At 68.3% G+C, this 15916-nt stretch carries 15 protein-coding genes; 3 read left to right on the forward strand and 12 right to left on the reverse strand.

Annotated features, from left to right (window positions below):
* Positions 1-6: 6 nt before the first annotated feature.
* Positions 7-1491: an aminotransferase class V-fold PLP-dependent enzyme gene (locus HGK58_RS12795; protein WP_168627996.1), complete on the reverse strand. Its 1485-nt coding sequence runs from the start codon at positions 1489-1491 to the stop codon at positions 7-9.
* Positions 1484-2866: an MFS transporter gene (locus HGK58_RS12800; RefSeq protein WP_168627997.1), complete on the reverse strand. Its 1383-nt coding sequence runs from the start codon at positions 2864-2866 to the stop codon at positions 1484-1486. The genes HGK58_RS12795 and HGK58_RS12800 overlap by 8 nt, the downstream gene beginning before the upstream one ends.
* A 25-nt stretch (positions 2867-2891) precedes the next feature.
* Here HGK58_RS12800 and HGK58_RS12805 point away from each other — a divergent pair, with 25 nt between their 5' ends.
* Positions 2892-4439 (forward strand): succinic semialdehyde dehydrogenase, encoded by a 1548-nt coding sequence (locus HGK58_RS12805; protein WP_168627998.1) that lies wholly within the window; start codon positions 2892-2894, stop codon positions 4437-4439.
* Between the two features lie 90 nt (positions 4440-4529).
* Here the strand turns inward: HGK58_RS12805 and HGK58_RS12810 are convergent, their stop codons facing one another.
* Complete coding sequence (locus HGK58_RS12810) at positions 4530-4889, reverse strand: Sec-independent protein translocase TatB (RefSeq protein WP_168627999.1); 360 nt, start codon at positions 4887-4889, stop codon at positions 4530-4532.
* 63 nt (positions 4890-4952) lie between these two features.
* On the opposite strand from HGK58_RS12810, the gene HGK58_RS12815 reads away from it, so the two are divergent.
* A complete protein-coding gene (locus HGK58_RS12815; RefSeq protein WP_168628000.1) occupies positions 4953-5582 on the forward strand; it encodes an O-methyltransferase in 630 nt (209 codons plus the stop codon).
* A 98-nt stretch (positions 5583-5680) separates the two neighbouring features.
* Here the strand turns inward: HGK58_RS12815 and HGK58_RS12820 are convergent, their stop codons facing one another.
* The 3 genes from HGK58_RS12820 to dapE form a co-directional block, all read right to left on the reverse strand.
* Positions 5681-5854: a DUF3117 domain-containing protein gene (locus HGK58_RS12820; RefSeq protein ID WP_168628001.1), complete on the reverse strand. Its 174-nt coding sequence runs from the start codon at positions 5852-5854 to the stop codon at positions 5681-5683.
* Between the two features lie 83 nt (positions 5855-5937).
* Complete coding sequence (locus HGK58_RS12825; protein ID WP_168628002.1) at positions 5938-7143, reverse strand: mannosyltransferase family protein; 1206 nt, start codon at positions 7141-7143, stop codon at positions 5938-5940.
* Positions 7125-8189, reverse strand: coding sequence for a succinyl-diaminopimelate desuccinylase (gene dapE / locus HGK58_RS12830; RefSeq protein WP_168628003.1), 1065 nt, complete (start codon positions 8187-8189; stop codon positions 7125-7127). Before dapE ends, HGK58_RS12825 begins: the two co-directional genes overlap by 19 nt.
* Positions 8190-8221: 32 nt before the next feature.
* On the opposite strand from dapE, the gene dapD reads away from it, so the two are divergent.
* Complete coding sequence (gene dapD / locus HGK58_RS12835; RefSeq protein ID WP_168628004.1) at positions 8222-9175, forward strand: 2,3,4,5-tetrahydropyridine-2,6-dicarboxylate N-succinyltransferase; 954 nt, start codon at positions 8222-8224, stop codon at positions 9173-9175.
* A 192-nt stretch (positions 9176-9367) separates the two neighbouring features.
* Here dapD and HGK58_RS12840 read toward each other — a convergent pair whose 3' ends face one another.
* The 6 genes from HGK58_RS12840 to typA all read right to left on the reverse strand — a co-directional run bounded on the left by HGK58_RS12840 (position 9368) and on the right by typA (position 15858).
* Positions 9368-10660 carry a citrate synthase gene (locus tag HGK58_RS12840; RefSeq protein WP_168628005.1) on the reverse strand — a complete coding sequence of 431 codons (1293 nt, stop codon included), beginning with the start codon at positions 10658-10660 and terminating at the stop codon, positions 9368-9370.
* Positions 10661-10743: 83 nt separating this feature from the next.
* Positions 10744-11838: a succinyldiaminopimelate transaminase gene (gene dapC, locus HGK58_RS12845; protein WP_168628006.1), complete on the reverse strand. Its 1095-nt coding sequence runs from the start codon at positions 11836-11838 to the stop codon at positions 10744-10746.
* Between the two features lie 4 nt (positions 11839-11842).
* A complete protein-coding gene (fdxA, locus tag HGK58_RS12850; RefSeq protein ID WP_168628007.1) occupies positions 11843-12169 on the reverse strand; it encodes a ferredoxin in 327 nt (108 codons plus the stop codon).
* Positions 12166-13356: a PIG-L family deacetylase gene (locus HGK58_RS12855; RefSeq protein ID WP_168628008.1), complete on the reverse strand. Its 1191-nt coding sequence runs from the start codon at positions 13354-13356 to the stop codon at positions 12166-12168. The genes fdxA and HGK58_RS12855 overlap by 4 nt, the downstream gene beginning before the upstream one ends.
* Positions 13357-13384: 28 nt before the next feature.
* On the reverse strand, positions 13385-13840 hold the full coding sequence (locus HGK58_RS12860; protein ID WP_168628009.1) for a hypothetical protein: 456 nt from the start codon (positions 13838-13840) through the stop codon (positions 13385-13387).
* 110 nt (positions 13841-13950) lie between these two features.
* Positions 13951-15858: a translational GTPase TypA gene (typA, locus tag HGK58_RS12865; protein WP_168628010.1), complete on the reverse strand. Its 1908-nt coding sequence runs from the start codon at positions 15856-15858 to the stop codon at positions 13951-13953.
* Positions 15859-15916: the final 58 nt, after the last annotated feature.

The following is a 15916-nucleotide window of genomic DNA, read 5'->3' on the forward strand; positions in this document are numbered from 1 at the left end:
CCAGGCTCAGGCGGCGGGTTCGACCAGCCGCGCGAGCAGTTCGGTCAACAGCCGCTCGGTGAGGGCAGCAGGCAACGCCTCGATGAGCGCCATGAACGGCGCCATCCGGTCGGGCAGCGCCCCACCGTCCGCGCCGAGGCCGATCGCCTGGAGGATCGCGCCGGCGGCATCCGAATCCAGCGGCAGCAGGTCGGCGGCACCGAGACCGGCGACCCCGACCAGCCCGGCCGGCAGCGACGCCAGCACCTGCTCCGCTGACACCGGCGGCACACCCCGCACCTCAGCCGCGGCCGCGATCAGGGCGGCACTCAGCTCAGGCAGCACTTCGGCGGTCACCGGGGTGATGGTCAGGTGGGTGGTGCGCGGCAGCCTGCTGCCATCCGGCTGCTGGAATCCCGGCTGCAGCTGCAGCAGAAACCCGTGCTGGCGGACCCGGTCGGCCCAGTGGTGCGGGTCGACCCGCCGGTCGGCATCCACCGACTCGTCGGTCGCGACGGCGAACAGCGGCCCGACCGGATCGCCGACCACCCGCAACCCCTCGGTGCCCTCAACCACCGCGACCAGCGCGGCGGTCGACGCCGCCGTCGACGCGGCCAGCTCGGCGAAGCCCGACCGTCCGAGCGCGCCGATGATCGCCCACGCCGCGGCGAGCGCGCCGGCCGACTTCGACCCGAGCATCGTCGGGTTGACGACCGGATATCCCGGCCAGAGCGTGGTCGCGAAGTACTGGGCCCGATGCCGGTCGCGTCCGCGATGCAGCAGCACGGATGCACCCTTCGGTGCGTAACCGTACTTGTGCAGGTCGGCGCTGATGCTCGTGACACCGGGCACCAGGAAGTCCCACGGCTCGGGCGTGTCCAGCCAGGGCAGCACCCACCCGCCGATGCAGGCGTCGACGTGGCAGGAGATGCCGCGCTCGGCAGCGGCGGCCGCCACCCGCCCGACCGGGTCAAGCCCGGCGAACGGATAATTCGGCGCCGACACCACCACAAGCGCGACATCCGGGCCGAGCCGATCGATCAGGTCGTCGGCGGACACCACCCCGTCGGCATCGACTGGAACCAGGTCCAGCTTGAGCCCGAAGTAGTGCGCCGCCTTTTGGAATGCCGCGTGGGCGGTCACCGGCGCAACCAGGCGACCCCGGGCATCCGGATGCTCCCGCTGCCACAAGTCGCGCGCGGTCTTCACCGCGAGCAGGCAGCTCTCGGTGCCGCCGCTCGTAACGTTGCCGACGACGTCGTCGTCACCGTGCAGCATGGTACGCGCGAAGGCGATGACCTCGCGCTCCATCGTCGCGACCGAGGTGAAGGTGGTCGGGTCGAGCCCATTGACCGGCTGGACCAGGCGCATCGCGTCGGCCGCGAGCTCGTCCAGCTCGGCCAGCCCGGAGTCGTAGACGTAGGACAGCACGCGCCCGCCGTGCGTCGGCGCGTCAAGAGCGCGCAGCTCGCCGAGCCGGGCCAGCAGGTCGGATGGCCGCCGTTCAAGCATCCTGCGTCTCCTCCGCCGCCGGCTGCTCGATGAACGCGCGGCGCAGCCCATACCGGGACAGCGACACCAGGCTGACGGCGATGATCGCCGCGGGCACGACGCTGAAGCTCAGCACGATACCGGCGACCGCGCGCGGCGTCTGTTCGATGTCGACACCGGCGACCGACTCGGCGTATCCGGTGAGGGCGAGCACGATGGTCAGCACGGTCGCGCCGAGCGCCATGCCCGCGGTCTCCCCGGCGGTCCACACGCCGCTGAAGGCGCCGGCCTTGCCCTCGCCGGCGCGGCGGGCGTCGTGCGAGATGACATCCGGCAGCATCGCCATCGGCAGCGACTGCATGCCCGCGTAAGCGGCACCGGCGACCGCGACCGGCACGTATACCCAAACGCCGGGCTCCCACAACATCCCGGTGAGGCTGAGCGCGGCCAGCCCGAACAGGATGCTCGCGAACATGAACGCGCGCTCCTTGCCGATGCCGCGCGCGATGAGACCCCACACCGGGGCGGCGAGCAGCGCCGGGGCGATCAGCGCTACGAACAGCAGCGTCACCGCCCGCTCACTGTCGAGCACCCAGGTCGCGACGTACTGCGCGCCGGCGAGCATGAGCCCGGTTGCCAGGCCCTGCAGCACGAAGGTGAGCAGCAGCGCCCGGAACGGCTGACTGCGCTGCAGCGCCCGGATGCCGCTGCGATAGTTCTCGGCGATCGACACCTTCGGCGCCGGGCCGGCCAGGTCGACGCCGCGCGGCGCGACCGAGCTGGACACGTACATGCCGGCACCGATTACCAGACCGGCCACGACCGCCATCAGCAGGTAGCCGAGGTGCTCGCCACCGCCGAGCGCGCGCAGTTCTGGGCCACCAGCGCCGAACAGCAGGATCGCGAATGTGAGCACAACAACCCGCCAGGTCAGTAGGCGTGTCCGGTCGTCGTAGCTGCTGGTCAACTCGGCGGGAAGGGCGATGTAGGGCACCTGGAACAGGCTGAACGAGGTGGCAGTCAGTATGAAAGCCAGCAGCACCCACACGCCGGAGACCACCGGGTCCAGCCCGGCCGGCACCGCGAAGGTGAGCGCGAAGAACACCGGGAGCGTGACCGCGCCGATCACCATGAAGCGGCGCCTGGACCCGGTGTGTGCGAGGCTGCGGTCGCTTTGCGCGCCGAGGATCGGGTCGATGATGACGTCCCAGATCTTCGCGGCGGTCACCAGCACGCCGGCGAGCAGCGCCGCGACCCCGAGGGTGTCGGTCAGGTAGTAGACAAGCACCAGCCCTGGCAGGGTGCCGAAGCCGCCGGTGCCGATCGACCCGATCGCATACCTCGCGATGGTCTTCTTCGGCAGCGTCGATTGGGCGGAGCGCGACGGTGCGGTCATGCGAAGAAAGTGTAGCGTTACCCTCATGTCGGCCTTGCCCGTTACCCGCGCCGCGACCGAGGGTCACCGCGGCCTCACCGCAACCAGCGGCGAAACCGCCGCGGTCAACCAGCCGTTCACCGGCGAGCTGCTGCACGAGCTTCCGCTCAGTTCCCTCGACGACGTCGCGGATGCCGCGGCGCGGGCCCGCCTCGCCCAGTTGTCCTGGAGCCACGCCGGCTTCGAGCACCGCCGTGAGGTTCTGCTGCGGGCCCACGACCTGCTGCTCGAGCGTCGCGAGGAGCTGCTCGACATCCTGCAGGCGGAGACCGGCAAGGCCCGCCTGCACGCCTTCGAGGATCTCGGCATGGGCGTCACCGCGACGCGCTATTACGCCATCATCGCGCGCGACACCCTCCGCACCCGCGCCCGCCGCGGTCTCGTCCCGCTCGCCTACCGGACCAGGGTCGGCTACCGCGCCAAGGGCCTGATCGGCGTGATCACGCCCTGGAACTACCCCATCGCACTGGCGCTGATGGATGTCGTGCCCGCACTCGCATCCGGCAACGGCGTGCTGCAGAAGGCGGACAACCAGGGTGCTCTCACGACTCTGGCGGTGCGGCAGGCGTTCATCGACGCCGGGCTCCCGTCGGACTTGTGGGGTGTTGTCGCCGGGCCGGGAACTGAGATCGGCGGTGCGGTGATCGACGCCGCCGACTACGTCGCCTTCACAGGGTCCACCGCCACCGGCATTCGGGTCGGCACCCAGGCGGCAGCGGCGCTCAAGGGCGCGTCGCTCGAGCTGGGCGGGAAGAACCCGATGATCGTGCTCGACGACGTCAACGTGACTTCGGCGGCGAAGGATGCGGTGAACGCGTGCTTCTCGTCGATGGGCCAGTTGTGCGTGTCGATCGAGCGCATCTACGTGCAGCGGCCGATAGCTGCGGAGTTCATCGCCGAGTTCGTTGCGCGCACCGAAAGCCTCACGCTGGGAGCGGCGTATGACAACTCGGTGGATCTCGGCTCCCTGACGCTGCCGAGCCAGCTCGAACACGTCGAGGCGCACGTTCAGGATGCGGTCGCGAAGGGAGCGACCGTGCTCACCGGTGGCAAGCGTCGGCCGGAGCTGGGCCCGCTGTTCTACGAGCCGACGGTGCTGACCGGCGTCACCGAGCAGATGGAGTGCTTCGCCGCCGAGACCTTCGGGCCGGTTGTCGCGATCAGCGTCGTCGACTCGGAGGAGGAAGCGATTGTCGCGGCCAACGACTCGGAATTCGGGCTGAACGCGTCGATCTTCAGCGGGTCGCGGGCGCGGGCCCGCCGCCTGGCCGATGGGCTGCAGGCGGGGACGATCAACATCAACGAGGGCTTCCGGGCGACCTTCTCCTCTGTCGACGCGCCGATGGGTGGAGTGAAGCGCTCCGGACTGGGCCGCCGCAACGGTCCCGAGGGGCTGCTGCGCTACGTCGATGCGCGCACCGTGTCCGAGGCGACCGGGCTGTTCACCCTGCCCCGGACGGGCGCCGAAGCTGCGCGTCTGGGCGGGCTGACGCTCGCGGCGCTCAGGGCGCTGAAGTTCCTGCGCGCCCGCTGACCGCCCGTTCCCGCTCGCGCGGGTGCATCTTCCACTCTCGCGTCCAATTTGACCCGCGCGCGGGTGTTCGACCCGCGCGAGCCGCTCCGGCTAGGTGGCCTCCATGTCGAACGGAGCCTGCTTGCCCTGCTCCTCGAGGCGACGCTTGCGCTTCGCGTAAGCCGATTCCATCCGGGGCATGGCCGGGGCGGGCTCCGGTTCCTCGATGAGGGCTTCCCGGATGATGCGGCGCGGGTCGTACTGGCGCGGATCCAGTTTCTTCCAGTCGACGTCGTCGAAGTCGGGGCCGAGCTCGTCTCGCATCCGGTCCTTGGCGCCATCGGCCATTCGCTTGAGCGATTTCACCAGCCGGGCGAGCTGCGACGCGTAGTGCGGGAGGCGGTCCGGGCCGAGCAGGAAGACCGCAAGCACGCCGATGAGCAGCAGCTTCTCGAAGGTCAACCCGAACACTCCACCAGACTAACCGTTGCGGGCCTCCGGCGGCCGTAGAGTGGTGGGCGACAAGGAGCGCATGTGACCGACAAAGTGTCCGATTGGAAGTTCGCCGAGGATCTCGTGCTTGAGCACGAGGACATCATGCACGCGCGCGCGCAGTCGATCGAGCTCGGCGTCGAAGCTGTCTCCCCTGCCACCGGTGCGCAGCTGGCGGTGATCGCCGCGGCCACGAACGCCGAAAACATCATCGAGATCGGCACCGGTGTCGGCGTGAGCGGACTGTGGCTGCTGGCCGGCGCCCCGAACGCGGTCCTGACCTCCATCGACATCGAAGCCGAGCACCAGCAGACGGCGCGCAAGAACTTTCTCGACGCGGGCATCCCGGCGAATCGGCTGAGGCTCATCACCGGTCGCGCGCGCGAGGTGCTGCCGCGCATGAATGAGCAGGCCTACGACATCGTCCTGGTGGACGCCGACCCCGCCTCGGTCATCGAGTACGTCGAGCACGGTCTCCGCCTGGTGCGGATGGGCGGCACGGTGCTGGTCGCACACGCGCTCTGGCGCGGGCACGTCGCGGACCCGGTGCGGCGCGACGACACGGTCGCAGCGTTCCGCACGCTGCTGCGCGAGACATCCGCGTCGGATGCCGTGATCAGCGCGCTCACGCCGGTCGGCGACGGGCTGCTCCAACTCGTGCGGGTCGAATAGCACCGCCGGCCAGCGCCCGGAATGGACTAGCCGCCCGGAATTACTGCGGCGCGCCAGTCCATGGACCGGCGCGCCGAAGAGGTATCGACTTGTCGAGGTCAGCTTGCGGTGACAACGCCCGCGAGCGCGTCGTGAAGCTCCTTGGCCTCTGCGTCGTTGACTGAAACCACCAAGCGGCCACCGCCCTCGAGCGGCACTCGGACGATGATGAGCCGACCCTCGCGAACAGCCTCCATCGGTCCGTCACCGGTCCTCGGCTTCATGGCTGCCATGAATGGTCCCCTTTCGTGGATTTGTAGTCTCCATTATCTCGCATTCTGGGCGGGTCATGAAACGGACCCTCAAAAACGGCCGATCACGGTGGTGTCCAGTCGCGTCCGTCGATCCACCAGCAGTAGTACAACCACACCCACTGGCCGATGATGAAGACGATCAGGATGGCGACCCGGTAGACGCGCGAGCGCGGCTGGGCAAGCGCCCCGACAAGCGGGAACATCGGCATCAGCAGGCGGAACGTGCTCGACTGCGGGAAGAACACCGCGAGCAGGTAGATGCCGTAGCTGGCTACCCACAACCGCAGGTCGACGCCGATGCGCTTCGCCCACGGCGTGAACAGGAAGGCGAAGAACGCCACGACAACCAGTCCGAGAACGATGAACCCCATCGGTCCGGTCATCCACCATCCGGCGCTCTGGATCCACGGGGTGAACGGCACCAGCTCGCTGTAGCCGATGTACGGCGCGCGCCACGCCAGTTCGGTGTCGGTGTACGCGGTGAACGAGCCGGTGACCGACCAGGCGATGATCAGCCACATGAACCCCATCACCGCGCTGAACGCCGTGGCGACGACGGATGCGATCCGCTCGTGTGCCGGGAACGGGTCGCGGTACCGGATCCACCAGCGGTGCATCACGTGCAGCCCCAGGAACAGCGCGAACGCCAGCCCACTCGGCCGGGTGAGCGCCATCACGGCAACGATCGGCAGCAGCGCGAGGTAGCGTCGCTGCACCAGGAGGGTCAGGGCGACGATGAGCAGGAAGAGGTGCATCGCCTCGGCGTAGCCGACCTGCAGCAGCGGCGACAGCGGCGCGAAGCAGAACAGCGCAACCGAGAACAGCGCGGTGCCGGCCTGCAGGCCGACGATTCGCATGAGCCGATGGAAGGCGAGGGCGGCCGCGAGCGAGAACGCCACCGACACCACAACCGACCAGAACGACCATGGCAGCCCGGTGAGCAGCATGAGCGCGCGCACCAGGAACGGGTAGACCGGCATGAACGCCCACGAGTTCTCGCGGACCTGCCCGTCGTCGGTGAGCGGCAACTCGGTCGGGTAGCCCGCGACGGCGACGTAGTGGTACCAGGTGGCGTCCCACAGCTGGGCGAAGGAGAAGTAGTCCGGATGCGCATCCGTCCACGCGTTCGCCGGCTGCCTGGCGGCGAACCAGAGCAGCAGGCTCGTGCTGACGACCCGCGACAGCGCCCAGATGACGACCACCTTGACCCATGCCGGGGTCAGTCGGTAGCGGACCCGGGCGGCGGTCGTCAGGCGCCGGTCAGCCACGCTCGCAGTCCCCGCTCGACCTCCGTCACCTGCGCGAGTTCGACCCGCTCATCGTCGGTATGGGCGAGGAGCGGGTCGCCGGGACCATAGTTCACGGCTGGGATGCCGAGCGCGGCGAATCGTGCGACGTCGGTCCAGCCGTACTTCGGTTTCGGCTCTCCACCGACCGCGGCGAGGAATTCCTGCGCGAGCGCATCGGTGAGCCCGGGGCGTGCACCGTCGGCCGCGTCCACCAGGGTCAGCTCGAACCCGGCGAACACCCCGCGCACATGCGCGAACGCGTCATCGATGCTGCGGCTCGGCGCGAAGCGGTAGTTGACCGACACGACGCACTCGTCCGGGATGACGTTGCCCGCGACACCGCCGCTGATGCCGACGGCGTTGAGACCCTCCCGGTAGACGAGCCCGTCGACCTCGATCTCCTGCGGCTCGTACGCGGCGAGCGCCGCCAGGATGGGCGCGGCAGCGTGGATCGCGTTCCGCCCCACCCACGCGCGCGCCGAGTGGGCACGCACCCCGGTGGTGCGGATGTCGACCCGCATGGTTCCGTTGCAGCCGCCCTCGATGAGCCCGCTGGTGGGTTCACCGAGGATGGCGAAGTCGCCAGCGAGCAGGTCCGGCCGGTTGGCCGCCAGACGCCCGAGCCCGTTGAGGTCGGCGGCAACCTCCTCGTTGTCGTACCAGATCCAGGTCACGTCGACGCTGGGGTCGGTGAGCTCGGCGGCGAGCTTCAACTGCACCGCGACCCCTCCCTTCATGTCGACGGTGCCCCTGCCCCAGAGCACGTCGCCCTCCAGCCGGGTCGGCAGGTTGTCGTTCACCGGCACAGTGTCCATGTGGCCGGCAATGACGACACGACGCTCACGACCCAGCCGCGTGCGGGCGACCACCGCGTCGCCGTCCCGGATGACCTCGAGATGGGCGAGTGGCCCGAGTGCCTGCTCGATCGCATCCGCCAGCGCTCGCTCGTTGCCGGACACCGACTCGATGTCGCACACCGCCCTGATGATCTCGGTGGAGGCTGCGGACAGGTCAAGGCGGGTCATCCGGCCAGTTTATTGGTCGCTAGCCTTGAGGTATGGCCGAACGAAATGCGTGGGGATACGGGATTGCGACAATCGCTGGCGACGGGACGGTGCTCGACACCTGGTTTCCCGAGCCTGCGCTCGGCACGTTTCCGGCCGACCGCGACCCGCATTTCGCGCCAGCCGAGCTGGAGGCGCTGACCGGCCCGGACGAGCGCCGCGACGTGCGGCTCGAGTTCATGACCGTGCGGATCGAGCTGGACGCGCCGGCCTCGTCGACCCCAGACGCCTACCTCCGCCTGCACCTGCTCAGCCACCTGCTGGTCAGGCCGAACAGCATCAACCTCGACGGCATCTTCGGCCAGCTGCCGAGCGTCGTCTGGACGAACGCCGGCCCGGTGCATCCGGATGCCTACTCCCGGCTGCGTCCGGTGCTCTCACGCGCGGGCATCACCGCGACGAGCCTGGACAAGTTTCCGCGCCTGATCGACTACGTCGTGCCTGCGGGAGTGAGGATCGCCGACGCCAACCGCGTGCGCCTGGGCGCACACCTCTCCCCCGGGACGACCGTCATGCACGAGGGTTTCGTGAACTTCAACGCCGGGACGCTCGGCGCTTCCATGGTCGAGGGCCGGATCTCGCAGGGCGTCGTGGTCGGTGACGGCTCGGACATCGGCGGCGGGGCCTCGATCATGGGCACGCTCAGCGGCGGCGGCACCGAGCGCATCAGCATCGGCGAGCGCGCACTGCTGGGCGCGAACTCCGGGATCGGAATCTCGCTGGGCGATGATTGCGTCGTCGAGGCGGGCCTGTATGTCACCGCGGGCACCAAGGTGCAGCTGGTGGATGCCGCCCCGCGTCCGGATGGCACGCCGGCCTCGGTCAAGGCAAAGGAGCTGTCCGGTAGGCCCGGTCTGCTGTTCCGCCGCAACTCGCTCACCGGAGCGGTCGAGGTGCTGGAGCGTTCAGGCGCTGGCGTGCAGCTGAATGAGGCCCTGCACGCCTAGCCCCGCCGCAAGTCACCGAGTTGCCCACTTCCGCCCCAAATCGGCCCGAAATAGGGGCCGAAGCGGGCAACTCGCGATGACGCGTTGCACGGCCGCGGGTGCCTAGCGCGAGCGCCGCCGAAATACTCGAGTGCGCGGGGAATTGCTTGCGCGTTCGCACATTCGGTCAGCGTTCGCTCGGGAACGCCCGGGCTAGTTCGAGCGCGGGAACGGGCGCGAGCCCTTGCCTGTGTACAGCTGCTGTGGCCGACCGATGCGCGTGGTGGGGTCGTCATTCATCTCGCGCCACTGGGCGATCCAGCCGGGCAGGCGCCCGATCGCGAACAGCACCGTGAACATGCGGGCAGGGAAGCCCATCGCCTTGTAGATGACCCCGGTGTAGAAGTCGACATTCGGGTACAGCTTGCGCTCGATGAAGTAGTCATCGGCGAGCGCGACCTCTTCGAGCTGCTTGGCGATGTCGAGCAGGTCGTCCTTCACGCCGAGCGACGCGAGCACCTCGTCGGCGCTCTCCTTCACGAGCTTCGCGCGCGGGTCGAAGTTCTTGTACACCCGGTGGCCGAAGCCCATGAGCCGGATGCCCTCTTCCTTGTTCTTGACCCGCTCGACGAAGCGCTCGACGCTCTCGCCGGACTCCTTGATCTCGCGCAGCATCTTCAGCACCGCCTCGTTGGCCCCGCCGTGCAGCGGGCCGTAGAGCGCGTTGATGCCGGCGGAGACGGATGCGAATATGTTCGCCTCGGTCGAGCCGACCAGCCGCACGGTCGAGGTGGAGGCGTTCTGTTCGTGGTCCTCGTGCAGGATCAGCAAGCGGTCGAGTGCCTTGGACAGCACCGGATTCACCTCGTACGGCTCGGCCATGTTGCCGAAGTTCAGCTTGAGGAAGTTGTCGACGAAGTTGAGGCTGTTGTCCGGATAGAGGAACGCTTGGCCGAGGCTCTTCTTGTGCGCGTACGCGGCGATAACCGGGAGCTTCGCGAGCAGCCGGATGGTGGAGATCTCCACCTGCTCCGGGTCGTGCACGTCGAGTGAGTCCTCGTAGTAGGTCGACAGCGCGCCTACAGCGCTGGAGAGCACCGACATCGGGTGTGCGTTGTGCGGAAGTGCGTCGAAGAACCGACGCAGGTCCTCGTGCAGCAGCGTGTGACGGCGGATGCGGTCCTCGAAGCGGTCCAATTCCACCGCGGTAGGCAATTCGCCGTAGATGAGCAGCCAGGCCACCTCGAGATAGGTGGAGTGCTTCGCGAGGTCGGCGATGTCGTAGCCGCGGTAGCGCAGGATGCCCTGATCGCCGTCGATGTAGGTGATGCCGCTCTTGGTCGACGCCGTGTTCACAAAACCGGGATCGAATGCGGTGTAGCCGGTCTGCTTCGTGAAGGTCGAGATGTCAATCGATCCCTTGCCGTCATTGGCAGCGAGGATCGGGAACTCTGCGGATCCTCCGGGGAAGTGGAGGGTCGCTGTGGCGTCGTTGGCTTCTGTCACGCGTACAGCCTAATTGGACGAACAGGCCATCATGGACTCCACCAATAGTTCACCCTTTTGGTTGGCGGTTGTCACCAAACGGCTCAGCGAACGGATGCCGCCAACCGCCGCACGGCATCCGCGACCGCGTCATCGGTGGCCGTTACCGCGATGCGGACGTGCCGGTCGTCGCCGTAGAAGGTCCCCGGCGTGACCAGGATGCCGAGGTCAGCGAACCGCTGGACCAGCCGCCACGCGTCGGAGCCGTCGCCGGCCCACAGGTACAGGCCGGCGTCGCTGTGGTCGATGCGCAGCCCGGCACCAGTCAATGCGCCGATGAGCACCTCGCGACGCTTCCGGTAACGCTCGCGCTGCTCGGCGACGTGGGCGTCGTCGCCCAGCACCGCCGCCATCGCGGCCTGGATCGGGGCGGGCGGGTTGAGCCCCAGGTGTTTGCGGACGGTCAGCACCCGCTCGAGCACATCGCCGCATCCGGCAGCGAACGCTGCACGATACCCGGCGAGGTTCGACTGCTTGCTGAGTGAGTACACCGCGAGGATGTTGGTCCGGCTGCCATCGATGACCCGGTCGTCGAGGATGCACGGTGTCGACGGCTCGGAACCCCAGCCGAGTTCCGCGTAGCACTCGTCGTTCACGATGACCGCACCCAGTTCGCGCGCGCGCCGCACGGCCGCGCGCAGTTCGTCGATGCCGAGCACCCGGCCGTCCGGGTTCCCGGGGCTGTTCAGCCAGATCAGCTTGGTGTCGTCGGGCCAGCTACTCGGGTCGTCGCCCGTGAACAGCTTCGCGCCGGCCAGGCGCGCTCCGACCGCGTAGGTCGGATAGGCGACGGATGGCTGCACCACGGTGTCGTCTGGCCCGAGTCCGAGCCACAGCGCCAAGCCCGCGATGAACTCCTTGGAGCCGACGAGGGGCAGCACGTGCCGGTCCTGCAGCTCGAAGACGTTGCGGCGGCGGGCGTGCCAGTCGATGATGGCGCGCCGCAGCTCGGCGGTTCCGGCCGTCGACGGGTAGCCGGGGGCGTCCGCCGCGGCGGCGAGGGCTGCACGCGCGATCTCGGGGGTCGGGTCCACCGGGGAGCCGACCGACAGGTCGACGATGCCGGACGGATGCGATCGGGCCTTCTCAGCGAACGGCGCGAGCGCATCCCACGGGAAGTCGGGTAGGTCGAGCGTCACCGTGCTACGCGCCGACGCCCTGCGGCGGAAGCGCGGCGACGACCGCGTGATCCTTGTGGATGACCCCCACCTTGGCGGCCCCACCCGGTGACCCGACGTCGTCGAAGAACTCCACGTTCACGCGGTAGTAGTCGGCCCACTCGCTGGGCACGTCGTCTTCGTAGTAGATCGCCTCGACCGGGCAGACGGGCTCGCACGCACCGCAGTCGACGCATTCGTCGGGGTGGATGTAAAGCATCCGGTCGCCCTCGTAGATGCAGTCGACCGGGCACTCGTCGACGCACGCGCGATCCTTCACATCGACGCAGGGCAACGCGATCACGTACGTCACTGTGGGTCGCTCTCCTTCGACTTGGGGCTGCCACCCATGCTACCCCTCGCCGGAAACGACAATCGGGGCCAGCCGATCACGAGCGCGACGATCACGATCGGCCCGTATGCCCACAACCAGCCGGCGAAGTTCGCGGGAATCAGCACCGACCCGCCCGGCCCGACCATCGCGAACAGCCCGATGGTCAGCAGCATGGCGGCCGCGCTGATGGCGACCGGGATGCGGCTGCCGAAGTACAGGCGCATCCCGACCAGCAGCGCGCTGATCACCAGCAGCGATGCGGCGACGCCGACCCAGAGCGGTCCGCTCGGCAGTGTGAGCGCGAGCTGGTGGTTCACGGTCGCGATCGCGCCGATCGCGGCGCCGAGCACGGCGGCGATGACCCCGGTTGTCACCTTTCCGCTGCGGGTGAGACCGGCCCAGCCCGGTGTGGGCGGCACGTGCCTTCCCCGGCGTTCGAACGACTCGAGGGTCGTGACGACCTCGGTCTGCCCGCCGGGATGCGTGATGGTGTCGCCGTCCAGGCGCAGTTGCGACCGGTAGGCGCGAAGGGCGGCCCTCTTGGTGTCGACCACCGGCCGCACATCGACGCGGCGGGCGGTGTTGGATGTGCCGGCATCCGGCACGATCACCCAGAACGGCACGCCGAGGACCGCGGTGGCCTGCGCGGTCGCCTCGTGCACGCGGACGTGGTCCGGATGCCCATATCCGCCGTCCGCGTCGTAACTGACGACCGCGGTGGGCTGAACCGTTGCGATCGCGGTCGCGATGTCGGCGACCACATCACCGAACTCTGCCGCGCACAGGCTGTCATCGGCGACATCCGGAAGGGGAAGCGGCCGGCCGTCGTCGCCCCAGACCATGCCGGAGTCGGTGTACCGACGCGGGGCGCGACCGGCCAGCCTGGCGCCCGCATCCCCGAGGAACCAGTGGTCGCCGACGCCGAGGGTCGTGAGCGCTGCCCGCAGTTCGGATTCGCGCTGCCGGGTGAGTGCATCCGCGCTCAGACCCGCGAGCTCCGGATCGATGATCTCGCCGAGCTCGCCGCGCGTGCAGGTGAGAACGGCGACGGCGGCACCATTGGCGACGAGTGTCGCGATAGTGCCGCCGGTCGTGATCGATTCGTCATCCGGATGCGCGTGCACGAAAAGAACACGCTCGCCCGGCTGCCTATCGACTGGATTCACAGTGCTCAGGATAGGCGAGTGGGGAGCCTCACTCCGTCTTGCCACCCTCGGTGACCAGGTAGGAGACCTGCCAGCCGCCGTCAGCGTTCTCGACGGTGAACATCACACCGTAGTCGTCGTTGCCGAAGACGCCTGACGCAGCCTTGTCGTCCTGGATCAGCATGCCGTCGATCCCGGCTGCCTTCAGGTCAGCCTCGATCTTCGCGCCGGCCTCAAGGCCGCTCACTCCGATGACGACCGTCCACGTCTTCACATCGCCCATCTTCAGCGACGAGCCCTCTTTCACCGGCCCGTCATACAGCGGCACAGCCTTCGGGAAGTCGCCCGGGATGGACGAACCGCTGTCCTCGACGTTGACGCCGAGGCCGTCCTCTACGAGGTTCTCGAGCGGGTTGCTGAAGCAGCCGCTGAGGCTGAAGACCATGCCGCCGCTCAGGAGGATCGCGGCGGTGACTGTGGTGAGCTTGCGGGCAGGCTTGAACATGACTTCCTTAGGTGGGCTGGGCCGAACGGAGCAATGATTCCAGAACTCGGGCGATCGCACCTACCTGAGGACACCCCAGAACTCGAAAGTCTCGGGTGACCCCGCCCACGTCAGGCGTTGTTTGCTCGCTTGACCGCCGCCGCGGAACGCGCACGCGCGTTGGAATCCAGCTCAACCTTGCGGATGCGCACGAAATCGGGCGTGACCTCGACGCACTCGTCCTCGCGCGCGAACTCGAGGCTCTCCTCGAGGCTCAGCTGGCGCGATGGAGTCATCGACTCGAATGACTCTGCGGTCGACGAGCGGATGTTATTGAGCTTCTTCTCCTTGGTGATGTTCACGTCCATGTCGTCGGCGCGCGAGTTCTCGCCGATGACCATGCCCTCGTAGACCTCCTCGCCGGGGTTGACGAAGAACGACATCCGCTCTTGCAACGCGATGATCGCGAACGGCGTCACGACGCCGGTCCGGTCGGCCACAATGGAGCCGGTGTTGCGCGTGACGATCGAGCCGGCCCACTCGCCGTAGCCGTGGGAGATTGCGTTGGCGATCCCGGTTCCGCGAGTGAGCGTCATGAACTCGGTGCGGAAGCCGATGAGTCCGCGCGAAGGCACGATGAAGTCCATCCGGACCCAGCCTGTGCCGTGGTTCGCCATGTTCTCCATGCGTCCCTTGCGTGCGGCAAGGAGTTGCGTGATCGCGCCGAGGTACTCCTCGGGCACGTCGATGGTGAGCTCTTCGAACGGCTCGTGCACCTTGCCGTCGACCATTCTGGTGACGACCTGGGGCTTGCCCACGGTGAGCTCGAAGCCTTCGCGGCGCATCTGCTCGACCAGAATGGCCAGAGCCAGTTCCCCGCGGCCCTGCACCTCCCAAGCATCCGGGCGCCCGATATCGAGCACGCGGAGCGAGACGTTGCCGACCAGTTCGCGGTCGAGTCGGTCCTTGACCATGCGCGCGGTGAGCTTGTGCCCCTTGACCTTGCCGACGAGCGGGCTGGTGTTGGTGCCGATGGTCATCGAGATGGCGGGGTCGTCGATGTGGATCGCCGGCAGCGCCCGGACGTCCTCAGGGTCGGTGAGGGTGTCGCCGATCGTGATGTCGGCGAAGCCGGCGACGGCGACGATGTCGCCAGGGCCGGCGCTCTCGGCCGGGTAGCGGTCGAGAGCCTTGGTCATCATCAGTTCGGTGACCCGCACGTTGTGGATCTCACCGTCCTGGCGGACCCAAGCGACCGTCTGCCCCTTCTTCAGCGTGCCGTTGAAGATGCGCAGCAGGGCGAGGCGGCCGAGGAAGGGGCTCGCGTCGAGGTTGGTGACGTGGGCCTGCAGCGGGTGTGCGTCGTCGTAGGTCGGTGCTGGGATGTGCTTCAGGATCGCCTCGAACAGCGGCTCCAGGTCGGGGCTGTCCGGCAGGCTGCCGTTGGCCGGCTTGTTGACGCTGGCCATGCCGTTGCGACCGGATGCGTAGACGACGGGGACGTCGAGCACCGAGTCGAGGTCGAGGTCGGGCACGTCCTCGGCCAGGTCGCTTGCGAGGCCGAGCAGCAGGTCGCTGGCTTCGCTCACCACCTCGTCGATGCGCGCATCCGGTCGGTCCGTCTTGTTGACCAGGAGGATCACCGGCAGCTTCGCCTCGAGCGCCTTGCGCAGCACGAAGCGGGTCTGCGGAAGCGGGCCCTCGCTCGCGTCGACCAGCAGCACGACGCCGTCGACCATGCTGAGGCCGCGTTCGACCTCGCCGCCGAAGTCAGCGTGGCCGGGGGTGTCGATCACGTTGATGGTGATCGGGCTGGTGGCGTGGGCGCCGCTGTACGAGATGGCCGTGTTCTTGGCCAGGATCGTGATGCCCTTCTCCCGCTCCAGGTCGCCGGAGTCCATGGCCCGCTCCTCGACGTGCGCGTGCGAGTCGAAGGAGTTCGTCTGGCGCAGCATGGCGTCGACGAGTGTCGTCTTGCCGTGGTCGACGTGGGCGACGATCGCTACGTTTCTCACGTCGTTACGAGTGGCAATGGCCATGGGGGTGCGTCCTAAGGTTTTTTTGGGGGGCAGTCAATACTACTTGGAACCCGCTGGG

The organism is Cryobacterium sp. BB307 (assembly GCF_012274275.1).
GTDB lineage: Bacteria > Actinomycetota > Actinomycetes > Actinomycetales > Microbacteriaceae > Terrimesophilobacter.